Here is a 21,167-nt window from a genome sequence, read left to right as displayed (position 1 = left end):
GTTAATCTTCTAATCTATTCCACCAGGTTCTTTTTAAAGTAAAGATGATGAGGGCTAAAATGGCTAGTGCTATCCATAAAGGAGAGTACATGCCCGTAATCAGGTACATTGGCGCAATGGTTAGGCAGAGCTGCGCAATAACGCCTAGCACTACATTGAACATGTCCAGTTTAAAGTTTTTGTTGGCTTTGAAAGTTGGGTCTTCTGCAACAACCAAGTCATGTATGGGTTGCCAAAAGCCCCATGGCCTTACGGTTTTATAAAATGATTTTAACACAGTAATATCTGTTGCTGGGGCGGCATAAGTGCCAATCAAACAACCGATAAAGGAAAGGACAAAAAGCAATGGCCACCAATAGAGCGGCAGACCAGTAGTTACGTAAGGCATTAATAGGGCTGCGCCCACACCAACGGCCATTCCCCAAAAAAAGCCATTGGCATTAAAGCGCCACCAATACCATTTTAAACAGTTGGCAGCCACATACCCACCATATAAACCACCAACGATCCATTGGAGTACATCGTTTACATCATTGGCCAAAAAGCCGAAAAAGATACCTACAACTACCACCACAACACCCACGATATAGTTCATGGACATGATTTTTTTGGTTGCTGCGTTAGGATTGATGTATTTAAGGTAAATGTCGTTGACAATATAAGCTTGTGCTGCATTTAAGGTGCCACTAAAAGTGCCCATAAAGGCACCAAGCAAGCCCGTTAATACCAGTCCCAAAACGCCAACTGGCAGAAAATTGTTGATGGTTGCCGGAAGGATACGTTCAAAATCGGTTACGCCATCCGGTCCTTTTAAATAAAGCTGGTTGTAATACAAAAGTGCCAGAACGGTCAATCCTGTGATCATCGAGTAACGGATGGGCAACAGGATGATGCTTACGAAACCTGTCATTTTACTCGCCTCTTTTGGACTGCGCGTACTTAAGATTTTTTGCATATCGTAGTTTGGAGCTGGACCAGCCAAGGAGGCGAAAATCCCTTTCATCAACATCATCATAAAGAAAATTCCGAAAAGGCTAAAACCATCATCGGCAATCTTTTTGTTGGCATCTGCAGCGATTTTGCTCCAATCGAGATCGAGTTTCCAGCTAAAGAAAGGATTGTTCCAGCCCTTTGGTACGTTTAAAGTCTGGCCATGTAAATGCTGTACGGCAATTACGCCGATAGCCACACAGGCCAATGTCATGATCGAATATTTGATTGCATCGCCCAGCACAATACTGTGCATACCACCAATAATGGAGTAGAACATGGCAAATAGCGTAAATACGATACCATAAAAATGAGGTACATATTTGTCTGATACATGGAAAGGGATATAGTCTTTGATGTGGTCCCAAGGGATAAAGACCTGTACAAATTTGCCCAAGCCCACAAAACCGTAGGCCAAAAAACCCAGACAACTGATCAGTGCAAAAGCGATCACGATTACGTGCGAGCCTGTAACGCCTTTTCCACTGAGGCCAAACCTGGTTTTTAACCATTCGGCACCTGTGGTCGCATTCGATCTTCTTAGCCATTTGGATAAGAACATCATCATAAAAACCTGATTAAAAACAGGCCATAACCAAGGAATCCAAATGCTTTTAAAGCCGTATACAAAACAAAGGGCAACCATCCACATCGTACCACTGATGTCGAACATATCGCTGGCATCGCTAAGGCCCAGCATATACCAAGGTAGTTTTTTGCCGCCCATCAGGTAGCTTTCCTTATCCTGCTTGGCCTTGTTCCTCATGTAAAAACCAATGAGCACCATGGTGGCGAGATAGGTAACCAGAATTAAAATGTCTATAAGTTGTAGTTTCATGTAAGCGTTAAGGTTATTGGTATATTTTTTTGGCGCCTAGGGCTTTTTCGAATAAGATGTAGCTGTTCTGGTAAAATTTCTTGAAATCTTTTTCAGACACTTGGCCTTTGTAAGGTGCATAATAATGCATCTTCTTCATCGTGACCGAATAACCTGCATTGCGCCATACCAATACGTAGGCCAATGGATAACCCTTAATGGCAGGCCATAAGGTCTCCGTCCACCATGTGGGGTCGGGTATGGCCTCAAAACCTGTTTCTGCAAAGGCAGCTAGTTTGTTTTTTTGTTTGGCTACTTTGGTCAGAATGGTCGATTGATGGCGTACAGCATTGATAAACTTTTGTTTGTCCTTCTGTTCAAACTGATAAAGATCAAAACTTACCACGTCTACCAGGTCATCGCCAGGATAGCGTTCTAAAAACTGTTGTTCGGTAGTGAAATCGTTGGTGTTGTAAACAACGATTAGGTTGTGCAGATGCTTTTTGTTCCTCAGGTAGTCGATGGTAAAACGCCAAGCCCGTTTCAGTTCGGTTGGTGTAGCTGTATTTCTTCCCCACCAAAACCAATTGCCCGTTAATTCATGAAAAGGGCGGAACAAAATAGGAATAGCTTCGTTCTTGCTGCCTTTTAGACTTTGCATAAATTGTGCTGCTTTATCCAACCACGAAATGTACAATTGGTGTTTGGCACCACCCGGTAAAATAGCGGCCACCGAATTTTTGGTGGTATCCCACGATGAACCTCCAGTTAACGGATTGTCGAAATGCCAACTTAGGGTAATTACAGCCCCTTTTTGATAACCTTCTTGGATGTATTTGCGCATCTGCTCAAAAGGAACACCATCGATGTTTTTTGCAGCACCCAATTCTATTCTGCCCATGTCCCAGCCATAAACTGCAGGATAGTCATTGACCACGTCTTTAATGTCGCTTTTGCCAGTAACGTATTTCCAGTTTACACCATAGGCCAAATCGTCTTGATGGCCAAACAAGATGTGTTTCTTGCTCAATTGGTGTAGGTTTTTGTAAAGAGCCACTGTTTCTTTGGTGGCCTTTGGATCACTTAAAGACTGCGCATTTAAAGCGCAGCTCCCCAATAGAAGGAAGCTGCTACAGATGCTGGTTAAAATTATCCTGTTTAATTTCATGTAGGGGATACGGCTAGTTTTTGAAGGGATTTTTGAATTGATTAATAGAAACCAATATCATCAATGTAGATCTGAGAGGCTATTCCACTAAACTCTTGGAAAGTGATGTAGTCGATCACTGTAGGGCCACCTAGGTTGGTCAATGGAATCTGGTAGTCTGTCCAAACACCTTCAGTTAATACCAAATCATAGGTAGATTTTGCCGGAGTTAAAGAAATCCTCACTTTTTTACCTGCCGTACCCGGGCCACCATAGATTGAAATCTTAAGTACCGTATAGCCAGTAGTGCTAAATGTAGGGATACACCTGAACCTTGCGGCGCCAAATCCGACAGAATATTTATGGCCAATGGCAATTGATCCACGTCTAACAATCACAGATTGCAACATGTCCCAAGTACTGCTATAAGAAGTGTTAGACCATCCACCACGTAGGGCATCATCAAAGATCACATGTTTTAGTCCAAAGGTTTTGGTAGCGGTAACTGTTCCGATTGGTGTAGATACGGCAACCAAGCCATAAGTTACCCCAGCAGGTACTTTTAATTTGATTTCAGTTTGGGTGCTCGACACGATATTGGCTGCTACGCCATTGATCATTACACCCGTTAAGCCTTTAAAGTAATTGCCTTTAATGGTTACTTGGTCATCAGGTCCACCAGCTGCGGGGTCAAAATCGGTAATTAATGGAGCTGGCTGTAATATTTTAAAGTTCAGCGTTGCAGTGCCGTATTTTGTAGTAACCGTAATCGGGTTGTTTACAGGGTCTTTTAAGCTAGAAGGAATCTTTACCGTAATGCTATTGTCGTTGGCGTAGATCAATGAATCCGCAGCCAAAGTGCCATTGAAGTCGACCTTTGAAGTAGTGGCCAGGTTTGCCCCTTTGATGATGATCCATTCGCCATAGCCAACAGAACTTAGTGGTGCCGTTCTGGCTGTAAGGTTGGTAACCTCGGTTAGGGTAGGCGTTCCTGTATTTTCATTGTTGTCTTTTTTACAGGCGGCGAAAAATACCAACATTAGTGCAACCATTGCATAAATGCGTATTGATGGCGTATTTTTTTTCATACTTATATGAGTTAAAGTCATGATTGAATAAATATATCAATTTTACCAGCCAGGATTATTGCCTTTGATCGCTGTATTAGAATTGAGTTCGTTTAAGGGCAGTGGCAGCAATAAGTTCTTCAGCGACCTAACTTTAGAGATGCTGTTCTGACCGGTACTGATCTTGTTCATTACCTGTAGGTAAACGCCCATGCGCATCAGGTCAAAACGTCTAATACCCTCTAGGTTAAATTCGCGGGCCCTTTCTGCCAAAACAAAGCTTCTAAACTGTTCTCTGTTCATCCCCGTTGGTGCAGGCGTAGCACTTGCCCTGGTACGGATGGTGTTCAAAGCATCGTAAGCTTGAGTAGAAGCCTCATTGATTTCATTTTCTGCTTCGGCATAGATCAATATTACATCGGCATAACGCACTAGTGGGAAAAAGGCATCGCTATTGGCTACCGTTGGATCTGCTACGGCGCTGTATTTGATCACATAGGCACGCTCAGCACCAGTGGTACCCGTGTTGTTGTAATTCACCCCGTTTACAACTTTGTACAAAGCAGCTTGCCACGAAGGGTAGAAGATATTGGTTCCCTGTAAAGTAGTATAATTATGTGTTACACCATCTAATACTCTTTTGTCTGCATCCTCATAATCGCTATAATGGTTGTTGGTAGTCCATACGGCACCTTGACCAAAGGTTGATCTGGCCGAGAAATAAGCGCTTAAGTTGTTTACAAAAGCGGTACCGGCTAAAGACTGTAGTTCCCACATCTGCTCTTTAGAGTTTCTGCCGGCAATGCTCCATAGGTCTTTCCAACTTGGGGTTAAGCTGTATAAATTACTGGTCATCACTTCTGCGGCTTTGTCTCTTGCCAAAGTATAATAAGCTTTGCTATCCAAGCCTTCTAGGCCAGCAACTACTGTTTTTGCATAAGTGTAATATCCGTTGTCTGTGCCACCTCTTACCGTTAAATTGCCTGTTAAAGAACCAGAGGCCATGGTTAGGTAGGCTTTGGCCAAAACTGCTTTGGCTACACCTTGGTTAACCCTACCTGCTTCGCCAACTTTTGCATGTCCTAAGGGTAGCAATTTGGTCTCTGCGGCTTTAAGGTCGCTGATTACCTGTGCATAACTGTCTTTTACAGAGGCACGCGGTACATTGGTTTCGGGGTTTTCTGCCGATAAAGATTTTAAACGAAGTGGTACGCCACCATATAACTGCACCAATTGAAAATAGGCCCAACCTCTTAAAAAGTAGGCTTCGCCCAAGATTCTGTTCTTGATGTCGGATCAATATCGGTTATGTTGACCACGTTTTCCAATACGGTATTTGCGCGGGCAATAATGGCATAACAACCTACCCAAGGTCTGTCCCAACCAAAATAGGCTTGTGGGTTACCAGCCCCTGTAGTGCCCAAAAACCAATCTGCTCCAGAAACATGGTCATCATCCAAGATCGTCATGTTCCAGAATGGTTGCATGTAAAGGTCGTAAGTATAAAGTTCGTTGTACACACCATTGATCGCGGCCTTCGCATCACTTTCGTTTTTATAAAAGTTTTCTGGTGAGTAAAACGAGTAGGGCTTTTCTTCTAGTGCTTTTTTGCAAGAGCTTGTCAATAGACAACTACCCGCAACAAATGCTATAAAATATTTTGAAATCGCTTTCATATTATATTTTTAATAAGGTTAAAAATTGCAACGTAAAGACAGGTTATAAGTTCTTGAATTTGGATAACCACCAAGGTCTACACCAAACAAAGCGGGATTATCTCCATAGCTGTTGATTTCTGGGTCGTAACCAGAATAATTGGTGAAGGTGAACAGGTTGTTTACCCCAACAGAGACCTTTAATGCCGAAATGGTTTTAGAGCGCATCGGAACATTGTACCCCAGGGTAATGTTCTTGATCCTTACAAAACTGCCATCCTCAACAAATCTTCTGCTAAACAATTGGTTCCTGAAGAACTGGCGCATGATCTTTGGTCCGGTTGCATTGGTATTGTCTTTGCCTTGTGCCCAAGCACCATCAGCCATTTCTTGCGTAATGTTTTTGTTGGTGCCCAAGTTGCCATTAAATCTGGTGTTCATGTTGATGATGTCGTTTCCTTGTACACCATTGATGAAAATGCTCAGGTCGAAACTTTTGTATCTGAAATTGTTGATGAAACCGAAAGTATAATCAGGATTTACATCACCAATAAAAGTGCGGTCTGTTTGCGAGATGTTGGTTGGGTCGCCATCTAGGTTTTTGTATTTGATCTCGCCAATTGTCCTTAAGATAATTGCATCTCCCTGATTGGTGTAGGCAGGGTCATTTCTAACCTCAGCCTCATTGTCGTAATAGCCATCTTCAACATAGCCATATAAAGCGCCAATGGGCATGCCTACAGTTTGGATAAATGGTGCATCGCCTGTAGAGATGTTTCTGCCATATTGTTCTTTTACATCAGGACTTAAACTCAAGATCTTGTTCCTGTTAAAAGAGATGTTGAAATTAGAGTTCCACTCAAAATCTTTGTTCTTGGCAATGGTTCCATTTAACGTAAGCTCTAAACCTCTGTTCTGTATCGATCCAGAGTTTACCAATTTGGTTTGGAAGCCAGTAGAAGAAGGGATGATCAGGTTCTGTAAAAGATCATCGGTTATTTTCTTGTACATTTCTACATGCAGGCCTAACCTGTTGTTGAACATGCCTAAATCCAAGCCCAAATTGTAGGCTGTAGTGGTTTCCCATTTTAGCTTTTCGTTGGCCGGGCCCGAATAAAGGTCGTTGGCCAAGCCTGTTTGAACAGCACCACCAAATGGATAGTTGTATACGCTAAGTTTGGCAAGAGAAGCATAACTTCCAATACCTTGGTTGCCGGTTTGGCCATAACTTGCACGGATCTTCAGGTCGCTGATTTCTTTGATGTCCTTGATGAAATTCTCGTTAGATAATTTCCAGGCCAAAGCAGCCGAAGAAAAACCTGCCCATTTATTGTTCTTGCCAAATTTGCTTGAACCATCTTGACGGTAAGAGAGCGTCAATAGATAACGGTCGTCGAAAGTATAATTTGCGCGTCCCAAGAAAGAAATCAATGTAGATTGGTAGCGCGATGAAATAATGGGAAGAACTACCTCGCCAGCAGCTAAATTTTCATTCTGTAGCGCGTCGTTAGGGAAGGTTTTAGCTTCGGCTCTTTTGCTGTTGCCATTGGTACGTTCAAAAGTTCCAGCGCCCATCACATTTAAGCTGTGTTTGCCTATGGTTTTGTTATAGGTTAAGATACTTTCTGCAGTTCCGCTGTTCCATAGGTTGTCGGCTTTTAAGCCCCAGCCTTTTACGGCGAAACCTTCGTATACACTTCGTGGATAATATTGGTCTCTGGTGCTAGAAGCATAACTGAAACCGATGTTCTGTCTAAATTTAAAATCTTTTAAAAAGCTGGCCTCCAAATAACTTGAAGAGAAGATGTTTAAGCCTTTTACCTTGTTCAGTACATCGTTTACATAGATGTAAGGATTGGTAATAAAAGCATCGCCCACACCATCATAAACTGCTGGATCGCTTAAGGTTGAAGGGAAGGTAATGGTCGAACGGATTACACCTGCACTTGCCGCATCAGATTTGTCGGTGCCTGTCTTTACACCATTGGTGGTGGTACTCGAAAACGAAGTACTGGTGCCTATCTTAAAGGTTTTGCTGATGTTTCTGCCCAAGTTTAAACCTAAGCCTAATTTGTTGTAGCCTGAGTTTGAAATGGTACCTTCTTGGTCTAGGTAGTTGAAGGTAATGCTGTGGTTGCCGATGTCGCTACCACCAGAAATGTTAACCGAATAATTTTGATAGATCCCACGACGGAAGATCTGGTCTTGCCAGTTGTTGGTATTGCCAACATAATCTTGTGGGCCTTTTGAATAATAGGTCTTTCCTGGGTTTAATGGATCTGGTACCTGTGCGCCTGGATAGGGGATGTTATAGTTTGTACCAGTATATTTGTTAGAATTGGTATAGGCCAGGTTCTGGTAGGCCGCATATTCTGAGGCATTGAGCACATCGAGTTTTTTAGAAACTTCAGCCATTCCGGTTGTAACGTTCATCTCCACTCTGTCTCTACCACTTTTCCCTTTTCTGGTGGTAATCAATACGACACCGTTTGCACCACGAGAACCATAAATGGCGGTTGCAGAAGCATCTTTTAAGATGTCGATACTTTCTATATCGCTAGGATTGATAAACGACATGGCATTTAAGGTCTGTTTCTCATCTTCACCGATAGACATTGGTGTAGAACCAGAGCTTGAGTTGTTAAAAGGGATGCCATCTATTACATAAAGTGGTTCTGTGCCACCCAAGAAAGAGTTTGATCCTCTGATTTTGATACTTAAACCTGCGCCTGGCGAACCGTCGTTCTGTGTAACGTTTACGCCTGCAATTTTTCCTTGTAAGGCTTGTAAGATGTTGATCGGACCATCTTTGATCAGGTCTTCTCGCTCAATTCTGGCAACCGATCCTGTTAGGTCTGCTTTTTTAACAGAACCATAGCCAATAATTACCACATCAGATAGCGTAGTGCTCTTAGATTTTAAGGTAATATTGAATGAGGTTTTGTTGCCAATATTGAACTCTTGTTCTTCCGTTCCGAGAAATGAAAACACAATGATTTGGCTGTTTGAGGCACTGATCATAAAATTTCCATTGACGTCGGTATTGGTGGCCGATTTGGTGTCTTTTATGCGGACTGAAACACCAGCAAGCGGAGTTCCACTCTCATCAGATACTTTGCCCGTGATCTTTTTGTCTTGGGCAAAGCAATGGGTAATGGATAACAGGCATACAAGTACTGCCAATAAATTAGTGGTTAGTTTATTAAGCATAAGCGGTTTATTTGGTTTACTCAAAAGTAGTAGTCAATGCGATGCACAAAATAATACTATTTTATCCATTTATAATATTTTTATCGCTTTAACATTCTTTATTTTTAAAATTAAGGCACTTTAACATTGTCTAAACTATTTTAATTAGCAAATCCATTGGACTTGTTATATATTTGATGACTGATATTATTTTATCCTATTTATTGATATTATTTATTCATTTACCGTGTAGGCAAATATGATAAAGGAAATAACACCACTAACCAACAGCGATTGTTTCACTATTTTCGAAAGAAAGAAACAAGATTTCGACTTTCCCTTGCATTACCATGAAGAGATGGAACTGAACTTTATCTCTAATGCTACTGGAGCCAGGAGGGTAGTTGGCGATCATATTGAAGAAATTGGAGAGATAGAACTGGTGTTGATTGGTTCTAACTTACCCCATGTGTGGGAAACGCATAAGCTGAGTGGGCAAGAGATCCATGAGGTAACCATCCAATTCCATAAAGACCTGTTTGATGAAAAATTTCTACGACGCAACCAATTGCGTGTAATCAGGGAGATGTTCGAAAAGTCGAAATGTGGCATCCTGTTTTCGAAAGAGACAGCACAGACCATTGGGCCTCGATTGGTAAAACTGAACAAGAAACATGGTTTTGATTCAGTATTGGAACTGATGTCTATCCTGCATGATCTTTCTACTTCCAGAAACATGCGCACCCTTTCTGATTCTACTTTCAGCAATGCCGAATTTTCTTATAACAGCAGGCGTGTAGAAAAGGTAATGGAATACATCAACTTCAATTTCGATAAACAGGTAAGTTTGGCCGAAGTTGCCCGAATAGCCAACATGACAGAGGTGTCTTTTAGTAGGTTTTTCAAAAGCAGAACAGGCATCAGTTTTATCGATAGCTTGATTGAAATCAGGTTGGGTCACGCCTCCAGAAAGTTGATAGACACCACTGAAGCCGTGGCAGAAGTAGCCTACAATTGTGGCTTCAACAACATCTCTAATTTTAACCGCATTTTTAAAAAGAAAAAGGGCTGTACCCCGAAAGAGTTTAGAGATAATCTTTCCGGTCACCGTGTTTTTGTTTAAGTATATGAAAAGGATCTTTTATTTCGTACTGTTACTGTCTATCAGTTGTTTTGCCTTTACTAAAAAGAAGACAGAACTTTTTTTTAATGCCAACCATCAATACATTCAATATACGGGTAGGGTAGATTTTTCTAATGCCGACAAGCCTAAGGTTTGGGCCTCTGGAGCTTATGTTACCATCAAATTTAGTGGCACTTCTTTTTGGGCACAACTGAACGACCAGATGGTTTGGGGCAAGGTATTGAACTACTTGGAAATCAAAATTGATGACCGACCTGCCTACCGTATCCAGTTGAAAGAAAAAGTGAACAACTTGGTATTGGCCAAAGACCTGCCAGCAGGAGAACATGTGATGACCATCTGCAAAAACTCGGAGGCCGAAAATGGGTATATTGAATTTGTAAAGTTCTCTTGCGATAAATTATTGCCACCACCAGCTAAACCTAAGCGTAAAATAGAGTTTATTGGCGATTCGATTACCTGTGGCGCAGGTAGCGACGAAAGTGAGATTCCCTGTGGTAAGGGCGAATGGCATGACCAGCACAATGCTTGGTTTGCCTATGGCCCTACAACGGCACGTACTTTGGATGCACAATGGCATCTATCTTCAGTTTCTGGCATTGGGTTGATGCATAGTTGTTGCGATAAAAAAGTGATAATGCCAGATGTTTTTGGTCAGACAAGCTTGGCCAAAGATACCCTCAAATGGGATTTTAACCGTTATCAACCAGATGTAGTAACGGTTTGTTTAGGACAGAATGATGGCATACAGGATTCTACTGCTTTTTGTGGGGCCTATTTAAATTTTGCTAAAACGCTACGCAAGTATTATCCCAAGGCCAAATTGGTTTTTTTAACCAGTCCAATGGCGAGTAAAGAATTAAAAGCAGCTTTAACAAAATACATTACAGCAGTAAAAAGGCAGCTGAACAAAGCCGGCGACCAAAATATCGGGATGTATGTTTTCTCCAAACAAGCTAACAAGGGTTGTGGCGGCCATCCCTCTTTGGCAGAACACAAAGAAATCGCTACGGAACTGACCGCTTACCTTAAAAAAACAATGAAATGGTAAGGCGCATGATACATAAAAAGCCAAACCTGCGTTACAAAAAGACCTTTACCCTATAAAACCACTTTCACTAATTTGCAATCAAATTAATAACCCTATCAAATCAATACAATGAAGAAGTTATCCCTCATTTTACTTTTTTTAATCGCTTTTATCTCACTAAAAGCGCAAGATGCTCCATTTTACAATGAGATCCGAAATTTTAAAAAACAAGACAGCATCAAGTTTCCACCTAAAAAGGCCATCTTATTTATTGGCAGTTCTACCTTTACCAATTGGAAAGATGTGCAGACTTATTTCCCTGGCCATGTGATTATCAATCGTGGTTTTGGAGGTTCTTCCCTGCCAAATGTAATCAATTATGTACCAGATATTGTCTTCCCTTATGATCCGAAGCAGATTGTGATCTACTGTGGCGAGAATGATTTTACTGGAGGTGCTACGCCGCAGATTGTAGTAGACCGTGTAAAACAATTGATTGAACTGATCCGAACAAAATATCCGAAAGTACCTTTGGTATATATTTCTATCAAGCCAAGCCCATCAAGAGAGAAGTATATGCCACAAATGGTGGAAGCCAACGGAATGATTGCCAAAATGGTGAAGAAGATGAAAAAGGTAAAGTTTGTAAATACCTATAATGCCATGTTTAACCCAGATGGAACCATCATGACAGATATCTTTTTAAAAGACAACCTGCATATGAATGCAAAAGGTTATGCCATTTGGCAAAAAATAATGGAACCTTATCTGAAGTAAGAATTTTCTATGTACCTATGTGGTTTATCAATTTGTTTTTTGACTACATAGGTACATAGAACATATAGGCTTGTTTGTTAAATCCCAAACCTTAAGCGTAAGGCTTCGCTATTGGAGCGGCTAGAAGTTACTCGGGTTTCATTGGCAGTGTTCAACACAAAGATCAATGCACCATTAAAACCTTTTCTGATTTCTTTAATGTAATCGGTATTGATCATTTCACTTCGGTGGATTCTTAAAAATTCTTCCGGTAACTTTTCTTCCAATACGGCTAAAGTATAATCCGTTAGATGTTTTTTGCCATCACTGGTATGCAGAAACACATATTTGTCTTCGGCCTGTACATGTACAATGTCTTCTAATTTGATCAACAAGATCTTATCGCCTAGCTTTACAGTTAAGGTCTTGATCGTCTTTTTACCTTGGATCTGCCGAATCAACTCTTCAATGGGCAACTGAGGTGCAGAAAGTGCAGTCTGTTTGAGTTTCTTAATGGTCTTGTCCAACCTTTCGGTCTCAATAGGCTTAAGCAGATAATCTATCGAGCCCTCTTCAAAAGCTTTAATGGCATATTGATCGTATGCGGTGGTAAAAACAACCTTTGGTGGGTTACTCAGCTTCGCTAACATTTCAAAACCATTTAAAATAGGCATTTCTATATCCAGAAAAATAAGGTCAGGCTGGTGCAGTTGGATCAATTCCAAACCTTCCGCTCCATTCTCGGCTTCCGCAACTACATCTACTTCATCGTACTGCGCCAACAAACGTTTTATGCGTTGGCGTGCCAATTGCTCATCATCAATAATTATGGTCTTCCACATGGCGGTTAAGTTAAGGGGATTGAAATTTTAATGTGTTTGGTTGGGCTGTTGTTGAGCTGTAGGTCGTACTCATCTTTATACAGTAGTTTAAGTTTATCAAAAGTGCTCTGTAGCCCATAACCCGCAATTAGCTCTTCAGGAAAAGGGATGCCATTATCATAGATGGAGATTTCTATCCTCGGTCCATTTGATACAATGATTACCTTCATTTCCCCATGGTCTCGAATATCCTTTAAACCATGCTTTAACGAGTTTTCTACCAAAGGCTGTAATAAAAAACGCGGGATCAGTTGGTTTTCTAGCGCTGCAGGTACGCTGATCAAAAAACGAATTCGATTGCCAAAGCGCACCTTTTCTATATCCAGATAGGTATTTAGGATTTCTACCTCTTCCTTTATCGTACAATAGTTTTCTTGCATGGTGTTGATACTGTACCTAAAAAGCTTGGAAAGTTTCAAGGTCATCTCTTCAGCCTTGTTGGCATCCTCATGGATCAAACTCACGATAGAATTTAAAGCATTGTATAAAAAATGCGGGTTGATCTTCGATTGTAAGGCCTGTAGTTCAGCTTGTGTCTTCAACTGGTCTAATTTAACCAGGTCCATTTCTCTGGCCCGTAAAATAGACTCGGCATTGATCTTCTGTAGATGATAAAATAAGATCAAGGTACCCACAACGGTTACAATGGCAGAGGTAGTGCCATAATATTCCCATCTAAAAAAATGGATATCGAAATTGTATAGCAAGGAAACAATAACATTTGCAGTTTCCATACCAATTACCATCCCCACTAAATTACAAGCATAATAACCCAAAATGAATTTCCAAAAGCTGATATTGCCTGGACTATAATAACATTGGTAGATGGCTACCACATTGGCAATGCCCAAGGTGATCAACAAACTATAAAGCACATTGATCAAGGCATCCTCAATAGAGATGCTGTTTCTGTTAAAGATGGCCACAAACAAGCTCATTACAGTGCCAACCGCAATACCGATTACACCATATTTGATGTTAACGTATAAAAATCCCCGCTCTTTGATGGCTATTATCTTCTTTGTCATGTTGTAGGCATTAAGGTAATTGCTTTTAGGCAATTTTACCATTAAAATATGGCAATTTAATGAGTTGGAGCAACAATATCAGTTACAGCTCCGGCAGTGGTGGCAATATCTAAAGAACTTATAACAGTATCTTTTTTGCTATCGCCAGTTTCTAAAGTTCCTGCACTGATCGTAATCACATTCAGCTCGTTAACCGCTTGTTTAAGTTGTGCCGTCAATACAATATCCTTGCCTTCTATATTACCCATAAGCTATCAGTTTTGTAGCCCACTGCTGTAAAACGGAGCAATTGTTTGCCAGTTTCGCTGGTGTTGAACTTAAATCTGCCTACAGAATCTGTAGATGTTCCATCGTACGTATTGGCCAAAACCACATTTGCACAAGCAATGATTTCGCCATTGTTGCCTTTAAGGGTGCCACTGATATGGGTCTGCGCATTTAGCACAAGGCTGCTGGTGAAGAGAAGAAGAGTAAAGATTGTTTTCATGTATACGCTATTTTAGGTTGATAGTCCAAAATTGCAGCGTAGGATAGGTATTATAAAGACAATACCGACGAGCGGTAGCAAACGAAATACGAACGGTTGAACTTTACGGATTAAATTAGAGGCAAGTCTTATGCAATCGATTTATAAGACTGTGCGCTGTGGATAAGATCTGATTTCAATAATTTCATTTTAGTTAAACATAAGGATAACCTTTAATTGGTTTTAGTTTAACAGACGATGCGTTACTTTAATGCGCTACCAATGCTTTTGTGTATAATAGCTTAAAATGCAGCTATTTATGGGTTTATTTTCATTGGGACTAAGTGTAACAGTGATTATACATCATTAAGCTTTCTTTAACTGATAGGTAATATTTGCTTTATCTCGCTAAGAGAACTTTGACCCCTGAAATCGTCCATGTAGGATGATGTGAAACAGAGTTCAAATATTAAAAAGCAACATGAAGAAATTATTTACTTATCTATTACTGTTGTTTTCTGCATTGGGTGTACATGCCCAGGTAACCACAGGAAGCATAACAGGAACCATTAGAGAGGGCAAAGAAATCCTGCCTGGAGTTAGCATTAAGGCTACTCATACCCCATCTGGTACTACCTACATTACAAGTAGTAACCAAGATGGCCGCTTTACACTTCCAAACCTACGTCCTGGAGGTCCATACAAGATCCAGTTTACCTATGTAGGTAAAGAACCAAAAACGGTAGAGAACATCAATATTGCCTTGGGCGATCCTTACCTGCTTAACCTTACCATGGAAGTGGCTGGTACACAGTTGAGCGAGATTGCGGTAAAAGGCAATGGTAAAAATTCGATGTTAAATGCCAGTCGTACGGGTACATCTACCAACTTGACCAAAGCAGAGATCAATGCATTACCTACCTTAACCCGTAGCTTAAATGATTTGATCAGACTTACGCCACAAGCCAATGGTACTACTATTGGTGGAGGTAACTCTCGTCAGAACAACGTTACGGTAGATGGAGCCGATTTTAACAACAACTTTGGTATTGGTAACAACCTACCAGGTAATGGTAATCCGGTTTCTATCGATGCATTAGAGGCCATTTCGGTTAACGTTACACCTTATGATGTAAAACAATCAGGTTTTATCGGTGGATCGATCAATGCGGTAACCCGTTCGGGTAACAACGAATTTTCTGGATCCTGCTTATACTTATTTCAGAAACCAGAACCAGATTGGTAAAAAAGTACAGAATTATCCAGAACTGGCCGATCCAACAGACCAATCGTACAAAACAATTGGTGCTAGAGTTGGTGGCCCGATCATCAAAAACAAATTATTCTTCTTCTTTAACGCAGAGCGAGAAGATCAAGTTAGACCGGGTCAAACCAGATTAGCGGCTACACCAAGTGCACCTTATAATTCAGGTATTCCAAACGTAGTGCGCCCAACCGTTGCAGAACTAGACGAGATCAGCAACTACTTAAAAACAACCTACGGTTACGATCCAGGTATCTATCAAGGCTATGCTTCAGAAACACAAAGAACAAACCTTTTGGCCCGTTTCGATTGGAACATCAACAGCAAAAACCGTTTCAACATCCGTGGTAGTTATGTAAAAACCAAAGCGCCTTCTTTTGTAAGTACATCAAGAAGCCCGTTGGGTAACTTCCCAGGTGGTGGTTCTCGTACAGGTAACACTGCCTTGGCTTTCAAAAACTCTAACTATTACCAAGAGAGCAACCTTTACTCTATTACTGCAGAATTGAACAGTACTTTAGGTAGAGTAGCGAATACTTTACGCTTATCTTATACCAACCAGAACGATCCAAGAAGCTCGGATAGTGATGTTTTCCCTTTGGTTGATATCTTAAAAGCAGACGGGAACTCGGCGCCAACACCATTTACCACTTTTGGTTATGAGCCGTTTACCTACGGCAACTTAAGAGATGTACAAGTATACTCTTTTAACGATTATTTGACTTGGTCTGCAGGTAAACACAATTTTACAGCAGGTTTACAAGCCGATTATAACGTTACCAAAAATGGTTTCCAACGTTTCGGAACCAGTTATTATACTTTTAACTCTTGGGATGATTTTAAAAACGGGGCCAAACCGATTGAGTTTGCACAAACCTATTCATTATCTCCAGGTTATGCACAAGCATTCCCAACCTTTAAGTTTTTACAATTCTCGGCATACGGACAGGATGAGATTTCTATCAGCGATAGATTACGTATAACTGCTGGTGTACGTTTTGATCTAGGTACTTATCCTAAGATCTTAAAAGAACACCCATTGGTTTCGGCATTGACTTTCCAAAATGGAGAACACTTGAATACAGGTAACCTACCGAAATCAAGAGTAGCCATTTCACCTCGTTTCGGTTTCAACTGGGACGTAAAAGGCGACCGTTCTTTACAGTTTAGAGGTGGTGCAGGTATTTTTACAGGTAAAATCCCTAACGTATCGATCGTAGCACAAGCAGGTGATGCGGGTATGTTACAGATCACCGAAACTTATTCAGGTCAGAACAATACGCCTGGTCCATTTAACCCTAATATTGGCGCTTACCGCCCAACAACAGTACCAGTTGCAGGTACCGTATTGCCAAACCCAGTTACTGTAATGGATAAAAACCTAAAAATGCCATCGGTATTAAAGGCAAGTTTAGCAATGGATGTTAAGTTACCTTTAGGTATCGTAGCATCAATTGAAGGTATCTATAACAAAGACCTACGTACCGTATTGTTCCGCAATGCCAACTTGGTAGAGCCAGAACCATTAAATGTAGCAGGTTACCCAGATAACCGTATGATCTATCCAAGTGCGGCTACCGATAAATTCTTAAACCCGATCTATAATGGTCAAGCCGTACCAAGAGGAACAGTTTATCCAGGTGGATCAAGCGTAAAACAACCAGATGCGTTTAACGTAATTGTGTTGGGCAACGCTAACAAAGGTTATTATTACTCGGTAACTGGAAGTTTGAACAAACGTTTCGACAACGGTTTTGGTGCTTCAATCTCTTACATCAGAAGTGCAGCAAAAAGTTTATACGAAGGTAGTGGAGACCAGACTTTATCTGCGTGGCAGGGAACAAGTACGGTTGATGGAGCAAACAAACCAGTGTTGGGTTACTCAGGTTTCGTTTCGCCAGACCGTATCATTGCTTCGATTTATTTCCGCAAAGAATTTATCAAACACTTAGGTACACAATTGACCTTGGTTTATGATGGTTCTAACGGACGTAGCTCTTATACCTACTCAACAGATATCAACAGAGATGGCGTAAGCGGCGATTTGATCTATGTACCTAAAGATGCTTCGGAAATTACATTTGTGCCATTAACAGTAGGTACTGGTGCCGATGCGGTAACATATACAGCTAAGCAACAGAGCGACCTGTTCTTCCGTTTCGTAGACCAAGATAAATATCTACGTGGCAGAAAAGGTAAATATGCTGAAAGAAACGGTGCAATTACACCATTCAACGGTCAGTTCGATTTCAGGTTCCAACAAGACCTTTTCACTAACATTGGTGGCAAACGTAATACCATCCAGTTCAGTGTAGACGTACAGAACTTTGGTAACTTGTTGAACAAATATTGGGGTACACAGTTAAGCGGTGGTACATCATCTATCTTGGTGCCAACCAATGTAGCTGCATTGGTGCCAGGTGGTACAACAAAACCAACATTCAGGATTGCTACAGATCGTAACTTCCCAGTTGTTAATGGTTACAGAGACAACGTAGGTTTTGCATCAACTTATAGCATGCAGTTCGGCTTCCGTTATATCTTTAACTAATTTAAAATATTGACCATTTAAAGGGGAAAGTTCGCTTTCCCTTTTTTTATTAAACCTTAAAATGATGTTAAAAAAAATAATATTTCCAATCGGAGCCATTGTAATCTGCTTATCCCTGATTTCTTGGGGCGTAGTTGGCCACCGTGCCATAGGCCAGATTGCAGAAAACCATTTGAGCAAAAAGGCAGCAGTTGCCGTAAAAGACCTTTTAGGCTCTGAATCTTTGGCTATGGTAAGCACTTACCCAGACGAGATCCGTTCTTACGAAAAATATGCTTACACCGCACCTTGGCATTATGTAAACGTAGCACACGGTTTAAGCTATGCGCAATTTAGTGCACAGTTAACTGGCATGGATAAACCAAATATCTATAAAGCTATTTTAAACTGTACCAGCGACCTAAAAGACCCAGCAAAAAGCAAGGCAGAAAAAGTTTTTGCCCTTAAGTTTTTGGTGCACTTGGTAGGCGATTTGCATCAGCCTATGCACACTGGCCGTTCTGAAGATTCGGGTGGTAATGCCATTAAGGTAAAGCTGATGCGCAAAGAAACCAACCTACACGGTCTTTGGGACAGTGGTTTGATCGATTATGCAGGTATGTCTTATACCGAGTTGGCCAAAAGCTGCGATGTAATATCGAAAGAAGAAGCCTGTGCATGGCAAAAAGACGATGTGGCCAAATGGGCCTTCGAATCGTACGAGATCAGTCAGCAATTGTATGCCGAAGCGGCGCAAAATCCAGACTTCGATTACGACTATTATCCAAAACATGCAGACTTCATCAAAAAACGTCTGGCACAGGCTGGTCTTCGCCTTGCGGGATTATTGAACGAGATCTATAAATAACAAAACCAAAAGCGCTGTTTCTAAATTAACGCCCTCTTAATTATTTAAAATGGTTTAACTACCGTTAAAAAAAATAGCATGAAGAAAACAATAGCCCAATATAGCTTAATGTTTGTGCTCCTGGTCTTATCAAATCTGGTAGGCGCACAGCAAACACCTGTTGATACCACGCAACGGGTTAACAAACAGAACAAGAACAGTATTGCACAACAAAAGAAACCATATGTGATTCTGATTTCTGCCGATGGTTTTAGATACGATTATGCAGAAAAATACAAGGCCACCCACTTATTAGAATTAAGTAAAAATGGAGTGCAGGCCGCTTCTATGATTCCAAGTTATCCATCAGTTACGTTTCCGAACCACTATACCATTGCTACAGGTCTATACCCTTCGCACCATGGCTTGGTTAATAATACCTTTTACGATAAGGTAAAAAAAGACAAATACTCGATGGGTGCCAAAGACAAGGTTAGAGATGGTAGCTGGTACGGTGGTACACCACTGTGGGTACTGGCAGAACAACAGCAGCTATTGGCTGCCAACATGTTCTGGGTAGGCTCTGAGGCTGCCGTAAAAGATGTAAGATCTACCTATTATTACGATTATAGCGAGCAGATCAAAGTGGGCCAACGTATACAGACTGTAAAAGAATGGTTAAGCCTGCCTGATGATAGAAGACCACATTTTATTACCTTTTATGTGTCTGAGCCAGACCACGCAGGACATAGCTTTGGTCCAGAAGCCAAAGAAACAGAGCGTGCTGTAAAAATGGTAGACTCAATCGTGTTCGAGTTAACGGAGGCTGTAAAAACAACAGGTTTGCCAGTTAACTTTGTATTTGTTTCTGATCATGGCATGACGAATGTAGATAGGGAAAATCCCATTCCAATGCCTGCGGCTATCGACCCAGAAAAGTTCATCATCCCATCGTCTGGTACCATGGTTGATATACAGGCAAAAGACAAGGCCGATATCATGCCCTTGTACAACGAACTGAAAAAAACCGCCAAAGATTACGATGTGTACCTAAAGGCCGATGTGCCCGCAGAGTTGCATTACAGTACAAAAGACGATCGTATGGATCGCATTGGCGATATCATTCTGTTGCCGCACTGGCCTAAGGTATTCTCTAACAGAAAACCAGGTGCAGGTTACCATGGCTTTGAGCCTTTAAAGGTAAAAGACATGCATGCTACCTTTATGGCATGGGGGCCAGCCTTTAAAAAGAACGTCAAGATCCCATCTTTCGAAAATGTAAATGTTTACCCAATGATCGCTCAGATATTGGGGTTAAAAATCACTGAAGAAATTGATGGTAAAAAAGAAGTGTTACAAAACATCTTGAAATAAAAAGCTTCACCACTCCTTTTTGATTAATACACTAAAAGCCCCTGTAATTGGGGCTTTTGGTTTTTATGAATAATTTGTCATGCTTGAGCATAGCCAACATCTCCTTGGTTCGTGTCACACGAACCAAGGAAAGTGGAACTGATTAGTGCTTCAGCAAGCTCAGTGTAACAAACCCTAAGCTGTTCTTAGGTATCTGAGATGGTGAAAAAACCACCTAAGACACCTGAGTTAATCTAAGTATTTTGTCGTACTAAGGTTTCTATGTGGTTTAAACAAACTAACCACATAAACTTAACTCCTCTTAATGCCTTAATATTTTAAATTGAAACTGGATAGTGCGCTTCGACAAGCTCAGCGTGACAATAAAGAATCTGGTAAAGAGGATACTTCGCTGCGCTCAGTAATACAAAGCAGTGTGCTTAGCTGTTCTTAGGTGTCTAAGATGGTGAAAAAAACCACCTAAGACATCTTAATTAACATAAGCAATTGTAATTCTAAATTTTCTATGTGCCCTACCTGCCTACCGCAGGCAGGTGTTTTTATGTGGTTTAAACAAACTAACTACCTAAAACTTAACTACTCTTAATGCCTTAATATTTTAAATTGAAACTGCATAGTGCGCTTCGACAAGCTCAGCGTGACAATAAAGAATCTGGTAAAGGAGCTACTTCGCAGGTTCAGTAAGACAAAGCAGTGTGCTTAGCTGTTCTTAGGTGTCTGAGATGGTGAAAAAAACCATCTAAGACACCTGAGTTAATCTAAGTATTTTGTCGTACTAAGGTTTCTATGTGGTTTAAACAAACTAACCGCCTAAAACTTAACTCCTCTTAATGCCTTCATGTTTTAAATTGAAACTGGGTAGTGCGCTTCGACAAGCTCAGCGTGACAATAAAGAATCTGGTAAAGGGGATACTTAGCTGCGCCCAGTAAGACAAAGCAATGTGCTGAGCTGTTCTTAGGTGTCTGAGATGGTGAAAAAACG

The 21,167-nt window shown here is 41.0% G+C and carries 18 protein-coding genes; 8 read left to right on the top strand and 10 right to left on the bottom strand.

The window, feature by feature from the left end:
• Position 1: 1 nt before the first annotated feature.
• The 6 genes from ACFJIZ_RS13685 to ACFJIZ_RS13660 are packed head-to-tail and all read right to left on the bottom strand — an operon-like array spanning position 2 to position 8,886.
• Positions 2-1,828 (bottom strand): sodium:solute symporter family protein, encoded by a 1,827-nt coding sequence (locus ACFJIZ_RS13685; RefSeq protein ID WP_379084970.1) that lies wholly within the window; start codon positions 1,826-1,828, stop codon positions 2-4.
• Between the two features lie 13 nt (positions 1,829-1,841).
• Positions 1,842-2,975: a glycoside hydrolase family 26 protein gene (locus ACFJIZ_RS13680; protein WP_379084967.1), complete on the bottom strand. Its 1,134-nt coding sequence runs from the start codon at positions 2,973-2,975 to the stop codon at positions 1,842-1,844.
• Positions 2,976-3,016: 41 nt separating this feature from the next.
• Positions 3,017-4,042, bottom strand: a complete 1,026-nt coding sequence (locus ACFJIZ_RS13675) for an IPT/TIG domain-containing protein (protein ID WP_379084965.1) — start codon at positions 4,040-4,042, stop codon at positions 3,017-3,019.
• Between the two features lie 42 nt (positions 4,043-4,084).
• The gene (locus ACFJIZ_RS13670) at positions 4,085-5,296 is read right to left on the bottom strand and encodes a RagB/SusD family nutrient uptake outer membrane protein (protein WP_379084962.1); all 1,212 of its coding nucleotides are present in this window, start codon (positions 5,294-5,296) and stop codon (positions 4,085-4,087) included.
• Positions 5,275-5,697, bottom strand: a complete 423-nt coding sequence (locus tag ACFJIZ_RS13665; RefSeq protein ID WP_379084959.1) for a hypothetical protein — start codon at positions 5,695-5,697, stop codon at positions 5,275-5,277. The genes ACFJIZ_RS13670 and ACFJIZ_RS13665 overlap by 22 nt, the downstream gene beginning before the upstream one ends.
• A gap of 18 nt (positions 5,698-5,715) precedes the next feature.
• A complete protein-coding gene (locus ACFJIZ_RS13660) occupies positions 5,716-8,886 on the bottom strand; it encodes a SusC/RagA family TonB-linked outer membrane protein (protein WP_379084956.1) in 3,171 nt (1,056 codons plus the stop codon).
• 238 nt (positions 8,887-9,124) lie between these two features.
• On the opposite strand from ACFJIZ_RS13660, the gene ACFJIZ_RS13655 reads away from it, so the two are divergent.
• From ACFJIZ_RS13655 to ACFJIZ_RS13645, 3 genes are all read left to right on the top strand, one after another.
• The gene (locus tag ACFJIZ_RS13655) at positions 9,125-9,988 is read left to right on the top strand and encodes an AraC family transcriptional regulator (protein WP_379084953.1); all 864 of its coding nucleotides are present in this window, start codon (positions 9,125-9,127) and stop codon (positions 9,986-9,988) included.
• Between the two features lie 4 nt (positions 9,989-9,992).
• Complete coding sequence (locus tag ACFJIZ_RS13650) at positions 9,993-11,060, top strand: SGNH/GDSL hydrolase family protein (RefSeq protein ID WP_379084950.1); 1,068 nt, start codon at positions 9,993-9,995, stop codon at positions 11,058-11,060.
• A 108-nt stretch (positions 11,061-11,168) separates the two neighbouring features.
• Entirely contained in the window at positions 11,169-11,816 is a 648-nt protein-coding gene (locus ACFJIZ_RS13645) for a GDSL-type esterase/lipase family protein (RefSeq protein WP_379084948.1), read from the top strand.
• Between the two features lie 77 nt (positions 11,817-11,893).
• Here ACFJIZ_RS13645 and ACFJIZ_RS13640 read toward each other — a convergent pair whose 3' ends face one another.
• From ACFJIZ_RS13640 to ACFJIZ_RS13625, 4 genes are read right to left on the bottom strand one after another with little or no spacing between them, the layout of a single operon-like run.
• Complete coding sequence (locus ACFJIZ_RS13640; protein ID WP_379084945.1) at positions 11,894-12,637, bottom strand: LytR/AlgR family response regulator transcription factor; 744 nt, start codon at positions 12,635-12,637, stop codon at positions 11,894-11,896.
• A 5-nt stretch (positions 12,638-12,642) separates the two neighbouring features.
• Positions 12,643-13,704 (bottom strand): sensor histidine kinase, encoded by a 1,062-nt coding sequence (locus ACFJIZ_RS13635; protein ID WP_379084942.1) that lies wholly within the window; start codon positions 13,702-13,704, stop codon positions 12,643-12,645.
• A gap of 56 nt (positions 13,705-13,760) precedes the next feature.
• Entirely contained in the window at positions 13,761-13,952 is a 192-nt protein-coding gene (locus tag ACFJIZ_RS13630; protein ID WP_379084939.1) for a hypothetical protein, read from the bottom strand.
• On the bottom strand, positions 13,940-14,191 hold the full coding sequence (locus tag ACFJIZ_RS13625) for a carboxypeptidase-like regulatory domain-containing protein (RefSeq protein ID WP_379084936.1): 252 nt from the start codon (positions 14,189-14,191) through the stop codon (positions 13,940-13,942). The genes ACFJIZ_RS13630 and ACFJIZ_RS13625 overlap by 13 nt, the downstream gene beginning before the upstream one ends.
• A gap of 460 nt (positions 14,192-14,651) precedes the next feature.
• Between ACFJIZ_RS13625 and ACFJIZ_RS13620 the strand changes: the two genes are divergently transcribed.
• The 5 genes from ACFJIZ_RS13620 to ACFJIZ_RS13600 all read left to right on the top strand — a co-directional run bounded on the left by ACFJIZ_RS13620 (position 14,652) and on the right by ACFJIZ_RS13600 (position 20,185).
• Complete coding sequence (locus tag ACFJIZ_RS13620; RefSeq protein ID WP_379084933.1) at positions 14,652-15,416, top strand: carboxypeptidase regulatory-like domain-containing protein; 765 nt, start codon at positions 14,652-14,654, stop codon at positions 15,414-15,416.
• Positions 15,410-15,571, top strand: a complete 162-nt coding sequence (locus ACFJIZ_RS13615) for a hypothetical protein (protein WP_379084930.1) — start codon at positions 15,410-15,412, stop codon at positions 15,569-15,571. The genes ACFJIZ_RS13620 and ACFJIZ_RS13615 overlap by 7 nt, the downstream gene beginning before the upstream one ends.
• 44 nt (positions 15,572-15,615) lie before the next feature.
• Positions 15,616-17,985 (top strand): TonB-dependent receptor domain-containing protein, encoded by a 2,370-nt coding sequence (locus ACFJIZ_RS13610; RefSeq protein ID WP_379084927.1) that lies wholly within the window; start codon positions 15,616-15,618, stop codon positions 17,983-17,985.
• 64 nt (positions 17,986-18,049) lie between these two features.
• Positions 18,050-18,832 carry a S1/P1 nuclease gene (locus tag ACFJIZ_RS13605; RefSeq protein WP_379084924.1) on the top strand — a complete coding sequence of 261 codons (783 nt, stop codon included), beginning with the start codon at positions 18,050-18,052 and terminating at the stop codon, positions 18,830-18,832.
• Between the two features lie 78 nt (positions 18,833-18,910).
• A complete protein-coding gene (locus tag ACFJIZ_RS13600) occupies positions 18,911-20,185 on the top strand; it encodes an ectonucleotide pyrophosphatase/phosphodiesterase (protein WP_379084921.1) in 1,275 nt (424 codons plus the stop codon).
• Positions 20,186-21,167: the final 982 nt, after the last annotated feature.

It is taken from the genome of Pedobacter sp. UC225_65 (genome assembly GCF_042698365.1).
Lineage (GTDB): Bacteria > Bacteroidota > Bacteroidia > Sphingobacteriales > Sphingobacteriaceae > Pedobacter.
The sequence above is the reverse complement of the archived record's forward strand: the minus strand, read 5'-3'. Positions and strand labels throughout refer to the sequence as shown.

What these genes read in the sequence shown, in the direction of transcription:
- ACFJIZ_RS13630 (WP_379084939.1), bottom strand. Translation starts at nt 13,952, where the DNA reads ATGGGTAATATAGAAGGCAAGGATATTGTATTGACGGCACAACTTAAA.
- ACFJIZ_RS13665 (WP_379084959.1), bottom strand. Translation starts at nt 5,697, where the DNA reads ATGAAAGCGATTTCAAAATATTTTATAGCATTTGTTGCGGGTAGTTGT.
- ACFJIZ_RS13620 (WP_379084933.1), top strand. Translation starts at nt 14,652, where the DNA reads ATGAAGAAATTATTTACTTATCTATTACTGTTGTTTTCTGCATTGGGT.
- ACFJIZ_RS13675 (WP_379084965.1), bottom strand. Translation starts at nt 4,042, where the DNA reads ATGAAAAAAAATACGCCATCAATACGCATTTATGCAATGGTTGCACTA.
- ACFJIZ_RS13655 (WP_379084953.1), top strand. Translation starts at nt 9,125, where the DNA reads ATGATAAAGGAAATAACACCACTAACCAACAGCGATTGTTTCACTATT.
- ACFJIZ_RS13650 (WP_379084950.1), top strand. Translation starts at nt 9,993, where the DNA reads ATGAAAAGGATCTTTTATTTCGTACTGTTACTGTCTATCAGTTGTTTT.
- ACFJIZ_RS13600 (WP_379084921.1), top strand. Translation starts at nt 18,911, where the DNA reads ATGAAGAAAACAATAGCCCAATATAGCTTAATGTTTGTGCTCCTGGTC.
- ACFJIZ_RS13625 (WP_379084936.1), bottom strand. Translation starts at nt 14,191, where the DNA reads ATGAAAACAATCTTTACTCTTCTTCTCTTCACCAGCAGCCTTGTGCTA.
- ACFJIZ_RS13605 (WP_379084924.1), top strand. Translation starts at nt 18,050, where the DNA reads ATGTTAAAAAAAATAATATTTCCAATCGGAGCCATTGTAATCTGCTTA.
- ACFJIZ_RS13645 (WP_379084948.1), top strand. Translation starts at nt 11,169, where the DNA reads ATGAAGAAGTTATCCCTCATTTTACTTTTTTTAATCGCTTTTATCTCA.
- ACFJIZ_RS13640 (WP_379084945.1), bottom strand. Translation starts at nt 12,637, where the DNA reads ATGTGGAAGACCATAATTATTGATGATGAGCAATTGGCACGCCAACGC.
- ACFJIZ_RS13685 (WP_379084970.1), bottom strand. Translation starts at nt 1,828, where the DNA reads ATGAAACTACAACTTATAGACATTTTAATTCTGGTTACCTATCTCGCC.
- ACFJIZ_RS13635 (WP_379084942.1), bottom strand. Translation starts at nt 13,704, where the DNA reads ATGACAAAGAAGATAATAGCCATCAAAGAGCGGGGATTTTTATACGTT.
- ACFJIZ_RS13660 (WP_379084956.1), bottom strand. Translation starts at nt 8,886, where the DNA reads ATGCTTAATAAACTAACCACTAATTTATTGGCAGTACTTGTATGCCTG.
- ACFJIZ_RS13680 (WP_379084967.1), bottom strand. Translation starts at nt 2,975, where the DNA reads ATGAAATTAAACAGGATAATTTTAACCAGCATCTGTAGCAGCTTCCTT.